The following is a 7,166-nucleotide window of genomic DNA, read 5'->3' as shown; positions in this document are numbered from 1 at the left end:
AGATTCCACCTCGCGATGGACACCCTTGCCCTTGGCTAGCGGTTCCGACTACTACGGCCCGCAGTGGACTTTCACCACCAAGTTGGCGCCCATGCCGGGCGCACCAAAAAAGTCCCGGCGCCAGGCAGCGCCGGGACCATCAATTTACCGTTAGTTGGCCAACAAGTTCACCAGTGTGGCCTCTGACAAAAACGGCATGAATTTGCGTGCCGCCTTGCCGTTGCCTTGCCGACTCAGCTGCCGGACGTGGTCAGCCAGCACGGTTTCGGAGACAAACGGCGCCAGCGCGGTCAGATCATCGGCAGTCAAATCTGCCTGGGCCCGCGTCGTAAACAGCTCATTGACGACGTTGTGTGACATAAACGGCAGCAGCTTTTTCACGGCGTTTAATGACCCGCGCGCTTTCAGCAACTGGCTACCCAACTGGTCGTTTGACGTGGTCTGCCGAAACGGCGCCAGCTTGAACAGCTCCTCCAGGTGATCGTCGTCAGCTGGCACGCCGGCCGCAATCACTGCGTCCAGATCGGCCGTGGCCATGAATGGGGCAATTTGCACCAGCATCTGCGCAAACCCCGGCTGCGCGATTTGCGCCATGACCTTTTCCTTCAGCGTGGTGCTGCTCAAAAACGGCGCGATCTCTTTCAGGGTGGTCAAATTCGGCGACAGACGGGCCGCCTTTTGTTCGACCTGCGCGGGTTTCATCACCGGGGCCGCCTCGGCCAGGGTCCGCGCGTCAACCGGCGCGCTGTCGTCATCCATGATGGTGACGGTGCGGGCGCCTTCCGCCCCGATCAGGTCATCCAGGTTCAGGTCCAGCACCTTTGCCAGCTGGGCGTACTTATCGATATCGGGCAGCGACTGGCTGCGTTCCCAGTTAGAAACGGCTTGATAGGACACATTGAGCTGGTCCGCGAGCGCACTTTGCGTCATATTCTTCGCCTTGCGACCGGCTGCGATCTGCTGGCCGATGTGGCGCGCATCAAAAATTTGCATGATTGATTCCTCCTTGCGGCTTTGCCGCGTTTGCGTTTGGTTAACGCTGCTTTCAGCCTAATCGCAGATTTGCTTTTTGCCTATCAACCAGTGCTTGAGTTGCCGCTTGAGTGGCCGCTTGAGTTGTTTTGAAACACAAAAAGCGGCGCTTCGCCGCTTTTTTCAGTTTATTCTGCCCCTTCGATCAGCGCCTGCAACACTTTTTCTAAGTGCAGGCCATGGCTAGCCTTGAGCATCACTAAATCGTCGTGCACGATGTGGTCTTCCAGCGCCACGATCAAGCGCCGCTGCTCGGCCTTGGGGAAATAGTGCACGTGCTCTGGCGCGTACTTGCCAGCCAGTGCCTCTTTTAGGGCAATGATTTCGTCGCCGTAAAGGTAAACGTCCTGGATCTTGGCCGGGTCAAGCGCCGACGCCACGCTGGCGTGCAGCGCCGCGCTGGCATCGCCCAGCTCCAGCATGTCGCCCAGCACCGCAATCCGGCGGCCGCGGCACGGAAACTCGGCAAAATCATTCAAAACTGCCTTCATCGCGGTCGGATTGGCGTTATAGACATCGGACAAAATCGGCTCGCCGGCATCCCCGGTCACCCACTGGGTGCGATTTTTGGTTACCGGGAAATTTTTGAGCGCGGCCTGAATTGCCTCGGGTTTAATGTGGAAACGGCGGCCGACCAAAATGGCGGCCAGCGCATTGGCAACATTCCATTCGCCCATCATCGGGATCGAAAAGCGCAGATCCGGCCAGCGCGAAAGCGAAAAATCGGTTTGTGTCTCGCCGGCCTTGATGTCTCGCGCGTACAAAATGTTGTCAGGGTTCAGGCCGAACGTTTTTTGATCCTGCACGATGTGCTCGGCGCGCTCGCGCAACAGCGGCTCATCGCCGTTGTAAATGAACAAGCCGTCTTCTTTCAGCCCGTTTGTGATCTCCATTTTGGCATCGGCAATCTTGTCGCGGGTCTTGAAGAACTCGATGTGCGCCTCGCCAATCATGGTGATCACCGCAACGTCCGGTTCGACCAGCTTGGATAATTTGTCCAGCTGCCCAGGCCGATCCATGCCCATCTCAACAACCAGCACCTCGGTATTGGTATCCATCGACAGGATGGTCATCGGCACGCCGATTTCGTTGTTGTAATTATCCTGCGTCTTGATCACGTGGTACTGGGTGGCCAAAATAGCCGCGGTCATATCCTTGGTCGTCGTCTTGCCGTTACTGCCGGTGATGGCCACCACCTTGGGGTTGACCTTCATCAGCAGGTAATACCGGGCAAGGTCGTTCAAGGCCTTAAGCGGATCTTGCACGACCAACTGCGGTAAGGCGGTGCCGACCGGCGCGTGGCCCGCCTGCACAAACGTGGCAGCGGCGCCCGCCTTTTCAGCGGCGCCGATAAAGTCATGGCCGTCGCGCTCGCCCATGATGGGCACAAACAAATCTCCCGGGTGCAGCTTGCGCGTGTCAAACGCGACGCCCGTCACTGTGGGCGCGACCGGATCTGGCACTGCATAATGCGCACCGACGACCCGTGCGATCTCACTTAACTTCATTTTCATTGTAAAGTCCCCCACCTGTTGATAAACACAGCGGTAACATTGTAGCGCAACGGCTACTGATCCGCCACTGTTTTCAGGCGAAGGCGCCATTGATTAGTGGCGCGAGTCAAAGCGACTTCGCCAATTTCTTCCAGCCCGTCTTGGTCCAGCGGCTGCTCGAGCACGAAGCGCCGACGGACCCGGTGCAGCGGCACCTTGACCTGCGTGCGGGAAAACTTGGTCTTCGAAAAGTCCATCAAAACGCCGTCTTCAAACAGCGGGTACAAGTCGGCAAGCACACTGGTCGGCACCTGCGGGAAGTGCTGGGCGCGCAGCCGCAACCAGAACGGCTGATCGTTGGCGGCAAGGCGCAGGTGTCGGACGATTCCGGCGGCCAGCGTCACGCTGAAACGGTCAAGCGTGCGGAAGTACATGGTCACCTGCCCGTCCTGAAGCGGCAAAAACACCAGCTCATTTTGCAACTTGTAGTAAAATGGCGGGGTGATATGCGTTTTGGCAAAGCCCAAGTAAAGCAGCTCGGCAATTTCTGTCGGCAACAGATCCCGCAGGTAGCTGGCATGCTTGTAATCGAGCCAGCTGCGTGTACGGGCGGCCTTGCTGCGCAGAAAATCGGTGACCGCCGCCTCACCTGAGACCTCGTTGAACCCCGTGTGCGGGTCAATGAACTCATCCTCGTCGACCGGCGGCAACAGCAACAGGTGCCGAAAAGGCGTCGGCGTGGCGTTGAGCACGTCACTGGCCGACAAGCCTGCCGTTTTGAACATGTTCGCCAGCGGCTCGTAATGAACATAGACAATATTATTCCGCATCGTAGTCTCCACTCTCCAGCCCAATTATACAGCTTTCTTGCTGACCTCGCCCGGTATCTGGGCATTTAGAAAGGATGATCCTGATGATCCCATGGCCGCCTGCAGTGACTCCGCTCACGGCGCTGCCGACAATCCCGCGAGACCCGCGCGTGCCTGAGGCATACTTTGCCATGGTCCAAACAGGCCAGTGGCCGCGCCGTGACTTCTGCCCGACTCCAGAACCGACCAGCGAATCGCTGACCGGCGCCGCCATTCACGCGCTCGCGCGGCCTGGTCCACGCCTGGCCTCCCCGCTGCCAGACCACTTGCTGCCGTTTGCCGCAGACGGCGCGCGGTATTGGTGCTTTGATCTGACCACGCCGGGCCCGGCGATCCGCTATATCGACTGGGAAGTCGATCAGTGGCTGACCGTGGCTGATAGTTTTGCGCAATTTTTAAACCAACTCAAGTGGGTCACGCCGATACTCACCGCCGCGCCGACCGCTCAGGAATTTGCGCATGCCGCTTTGATTACCGACGCCGCGGCGCTGCCTGCGCTTTGCGACTATGCCCGCACCACTTTTGCCGCTGAGCACTACGGCGAGTGGTTAGCCTACTGGCTCACTCAGCCCGGGCTGGCCGGTCCCGCGCAGGCCGAGCTCGACTTTGCGCGCCAGTTTCGCTGGGCCGCTTTTTCTCCAGCGCTCAGACAGCGCCTGGCCGCCTGGCTCTAACGGCGAAACTGGAATGCGGCAAGCCACTTCACGTCTTTTTTGACCTGGAAGTAGGCAAAAACCGACAGCGCCAGGGATCCGAAGACATCCGCGAAGAGGTCACCCATCGTGTCCATCAGCGCCGCTCGCCCGGCCAGCAGCACGCCATGGGCCATGTAGCGCTGCATGTTCAGCCCCAGCAGGCCGTCAAATGTGAACTCGTAGAATTCCCAAAAGACGCCGATCGTCGCGCCAAACGTGAACGCAAACAGTGCGATCAAAAGCGGCGAGGTCGTCTTCAAGCGCTCCTGCGGCGTCAGCGCACAGAAAATCGCCATGCCCAGCCCAGCCAGCATCGCGGCTGAAAACAGGTGCAGGAATTTATCCCAGTACGGAATGTTGTAGAACTGCATCCCTGTCCCGAGCAGCACTGAACCTAGAATGAAAAGTTCAAAGATCAGCTTCAGGATGGGCGGAAACTGAAAATGAAACAAGCGCTCGAGCACAGGCGGCAGCAGGGCCAGCACAATGCCGGCTGTGACTTGGCCGAGCAGGCCGGCCTGGCCGGGGTATATGGGCTGCCCCATCAACAGTTTCGGCAGGCACACGGCGATGTACGCCAGCGCCCCCAGCACGTTCAATCCGTACAACCATTTCACTAGTTTCGTCATAAGCACTCCTTTTGCTTTTAGTCTACTGAAGGCAGCCGGCACTTGGCAAGGGCGAGCTGCCATTTGTTCACTGACGCAATCAAGTCGTTGACTTAGGCCACTTCAAGCGACGATTGGGGCAAAAAAAAACCACCATCGCTGGTGGAAAAGTTTGGGGGAACTTTTTTGGGAGTGTAAGTTAATGTGTAAGCTTAAGGCAAAATCACAACCGCCTTAATATGGTTTCATTATATAACGTCACTTGCGGATATCTGTTCAACTTTCATAAATAAAACTTGTAATATTGAACTGGCACAGGTAAATCGCGGCAGTGCGGCATTCCCCGGCCAAAATAACCGCTTTGGTGCGGTCAAAAGCGTGATTGGTGCCGTCTACGCCACAATCGGGCTTCGACTTGGCAACGGGGGAGCAGCCAGCAGCTCCGCATGTCTGTCCCCCTAGGGGCGCTATGTCTCTGCACCATACAAAAAAACTCATCCGCAGATGAGTTTGTCGTTGCTTGAGGTTACTTTTCGGTTTTGAAACCGTACTTCTTGTTGAAGCGATCAACACGGCCGTCAGCCTTGCTGAACTTCTGCTTGCCCGTGTAGAACGGGTGGGAATCGGAAGAAATTTCAACGCGGACCAACGGGTACGTGTTGCCGTCTTCCCATTCGATGGTTTCAGAAGACTTCTTCGTTGAACCGGACAGGAACTTGTAGCCGGTCGAGGAGTCCAGGAACACAACTGGGTGATAATCTGGGTGGATACCTTGCTTCATAATATCTTCTCCTTTGCCCTAAGCCATTGCCTGACCTAGAGATTACTTGTGATACACAACTTTAGCATTTTATCATGCAGGCGAAAAATGTGCAATCAGTTTTCAGCCCGCAGCGCCTGCTCGGCTGGTGCGGCTTCGTCGATCAACTCGACGTCGGCGCCCAGATTGCGCAGCTTCATGATGACGCGATCGTACCCGCGCAAAATGTTCTCCGCCTTGGTGATGGTGGTATCACCTTCTGCCATCAGACCGGCGATCATCAGACATGCACCCGCGCGAATCTCCTCGGCCGCCACTTCGCAGCCCTCTAGGTGATCGGCGTGGTGGACGATGATCACATCATTTTCGATGGTGATGTCCGCGCCCATTCGCACGAGTTCAGGAATGTGCCGCACCCGTTTGGGGTATAGAGTGTCAATGATGATGCCTTCGCCGTGCGCCTTGAGCATCAGCGGCGTGATCGGCTGCTGGAGGTCCGTGGCAAAGCCTGGATACGGTAGTGTCTTGACCTGCACCATTTTCAAATCACCGGAAGGATAGACGAAGATGCTATCTTCGCCGACGTCCATCACCACGCCCATTTCCTCAAGCTTCGCCAAAAAGGCGTCCAGGTGCTCCGAGATGATATTTTTGACGTTGACTCCATCGCCCACTGCAGCGGCCATGGCCAGGTAAGTGCCGGCCTCGATGCGGTCCGGGATGATGGTGTGGGCGTTATGCGCTGCCAACTGCGCGACGCCTTCGATCCGGATAGTGTCCGTGCCGGCGCCGCGGATCACGGCGCCCATGTTATTCAAGTACGTGGCCAGGTCGATGATTTCCGGCTCCTTGGCCGCGTTTTCAATCACCGTGTGGCCATGGGCCGTGACGGCTGCCAGGATCACGTTGATAGTCGCCCCCACCGAGGATATATCAAAGAAAATCCGGGCGCCGTGCAGGCCTTCCTTGGGCGCCGTGATGGAAATGGCGCCGTGATCGTTGGTCACCGTGGCGCCGAGGGCCTCAAAGCCCTTGATGTGCTGATCAATGGGCCGCGGCCCGATGTCATCGCCGCCGGGCAGGCCGACAACGGCGCGGCCGAAGCGGCCGAGCAGCGCACCCATAAAGTAATAGGAGGCCCGCAGACTTTTAATTTTACCGCTTGGCAGCGGCACATTCTGAATGTGCGATGGATCGATGCGCAACACGCAGTCGGCAAATGTCGAGGACACGTTCATTTCGTCTAAAATTGCCATTAAGTTGGTCACATCTTGGATCACCGGCACCGATTCTAGGATGACCGGGGTGCGGGACAAAATCGCAGCCGGAATCAAGGCCACGGTGCTATTCTTCGCCCCGCCGATCACGACGGTGCCGGAAAGCTTTTTGCCTCCGTGGATCAGCATATTTTTCATTTAGTCTTTTCCTCACTAATACGAGCACAGCGCCCTTAGGCGGTCAGGTAGGCTGAAGCTGGCCTCGAATAATTGCTTCAATTAGTTACGAATACTGGTAGGATGATGCGTGATAAAAATCGCATTCACCGTTATATTCTAATGAACTGCAGCGCAAAACACAACCCGAAATGACCAGTCTGACGCGGCTTTCACGAAAATTAAGCTGGCAGTCAAAAATCGAGTAGGAGGTAGCCGATTAATTCGGCTACCGACCTCTCACACCACCGTACGTACGGTTCCGTATACGGCGGT

General features: G+C 57.0%; 7 protein-coding genes. 1 reads left to right on the top strand and 6 read right to left on the bottom strand.

Going from position 1 to position 7,166, the window contains the following annotated elements:
* Positions 1–150: 150 nt before the first annotated feature.
* The 3 genes from EKM86_RS12110 to EKM86_RS12100 all read right to left on the bottom strand — a co-directional run bounded on the left by EKM86_RS12110 (position 151) and on the right by EKM86_RS12100 (position 3,355).
* Positions 151–993 (bottom strand): helix-turn-helix domain-containing protein, encoded by an 843-nt coding sequence (locus EKM86_RS12110; RefSeq protein WP_125758323.1) that lies wholly within the window; start codon positions 991–993, stop codon positions 151–153.
* Positions 994–1,160: 167 nt separating this feature from the next.
* Complete coding sequence (locus EKM86_RS12105; RefSeq protein WP_125758321.1) at positions 1,161–2,546, bottom strand: UDP-N-acetylmuramoyl-tripeptide--D-alanyl-D-alanine ligase; 1,386 nt, start codon at positions 2,544–2,546, stop codon at positions 1,161–1,163.
* Positions 2,547–2,599: 53 nt separating this feature from the next.
* Positions 2,600–3,355, bottom strand: a complete 756-nt coding sequence (locus EKM86_RS12100) for a hypothetical protein (RefSeq protein WP_125758319.1) — start codon at positions 3,353–3,355, stop codon at positions 2,600–2,602.
* 83 nt (positions 3,356–3,438) lie between these two features.
* Between EKM86_RS12100 and EKM86_RS12095 the strand changes: the two genes are divergently transcribed.
* Positions 3,439–4,068, top strand: a complete 630-nt coding sequence (locus EKM86_RS12095) for an SMI1/KNR4 family protein (protein ID WP_125758317.1) — start codon at positions 3,439–3,441, stop codon at positions 4,066–4,068.
* Here the strand turns inward: EKM86_RS12095 and EKM86_RS12090 are convergent.
* The 3 genes from EKM86_RS12090 to EKM86_RS12080 form a co-directional block, all read right to left on the bottom strand.
* Positions 4,065–4,718 carry a hypothetical protein gene (locus EKM86_RS12090; protein WP_125758316.1) on the bottom strand — a complete coding sequence of 218 codons (654 nt, stop codon included), beginning with the start codon at positions 4,716–4,718 and terminating at the stop codon, positions 4,065–4,067. The genes EKM86_RS12095 and EKM86_RS12090 overlap by 4 nt on opposite strands.
* A 505-nt stretch (positions 4,719–5,223) precedes the next feature.
* Positions 5,224–5,478, bottom strand: coding sequence for a type B 50S ribosomal protein L31 (locus tag EKM86_RS12085; RefSeq protein WP_125758314.1), 255 nt, complete (start codon positions 5,476–5,478; stop codon positions 5,224–5,226).
* Between the two features lie 95 nt (positions 5,479–5,573).
* A complete protein-coding gene (locus EKM86_RS12080; protein WP_125758312.1) occupies positions 5,574–6,872 on the bottom strand; it encodes a UDP-N-acetylglucosamine 1-carboxyvinyltransferase in 1,299 nt (432 codons plus the stop codon).
* Between the last annotated feature and the right edge of the window lie 294 nt (positions 6,873–7,166).

Source organism: Lacticaseibacillus hegangensis, from assembly GCF_003946465.1.
GTDB lineage: Bacteria > Bacillota > Bacilli > Lactobacillales > Lactobacillaceae > Lacticaseibacillus > Lacticaseibacillus hegangensis.
The sequence above is the reverse complement of the archived record's forward strand: the minus strand, read 5'-3'. Positions and strand labels throughout refer to the sequence as shown.

Excerpts from the sequence above, each read along its gene's own strand:
- EKM86_RS12100 (WP_125758319.1), bottom strand. The coding sequence starts at position 3,355 with ATGCGGAATAATATTGTCTATGTTCATTACGAGCCGCTGGCGAACATG.
- EKM86_RS12090 (WP_125758316.1), bottom strand. The coding sequence starts at position 4,718 with ATGACGAAACTAGTGAAATGGTTGTACGGATTGAACGTGCTGGGGGCG.
- EKM86_RS12080 (WP_125758312.1), bottom strand. The coding sequence starts at position 6,872 with ATGAAAAATATGCTGATCCACGGAGGCAAAAAGCTTTCCGGCACCGTC.
- EKM86_RS12085 (WP_125758314.1), bottom strand. The coding sequence starts at position 5,478 with ATGAAGCAAGGTATCCACCCAGATTATCACCCAGTTGTGTTCCTGGAC.
- EKM86_RS12105 (WP_125758321.1), bottom strand. The coding sequence starts at position 2,546 with ATGAAAATGAAGTTAAGTGAGATCGCACGGGTCGTCGGTGCGCATTAT.
- EKM86_RS12095 (WP_125758317.1), top strand. The coding sequence starts at position 3,439 with ATGATCCCATGGCCGCCTGCAGTGACTCCGCTCACGGCGCTGCCGACA.
- EKM86_RS12110 (WP_125758323.1), bottom strand. The coding sequence starts at position 993 with ATGCAAATTTTTGATGCGCGCCACATCGGCCAGCAGATCGCAGCCGGT.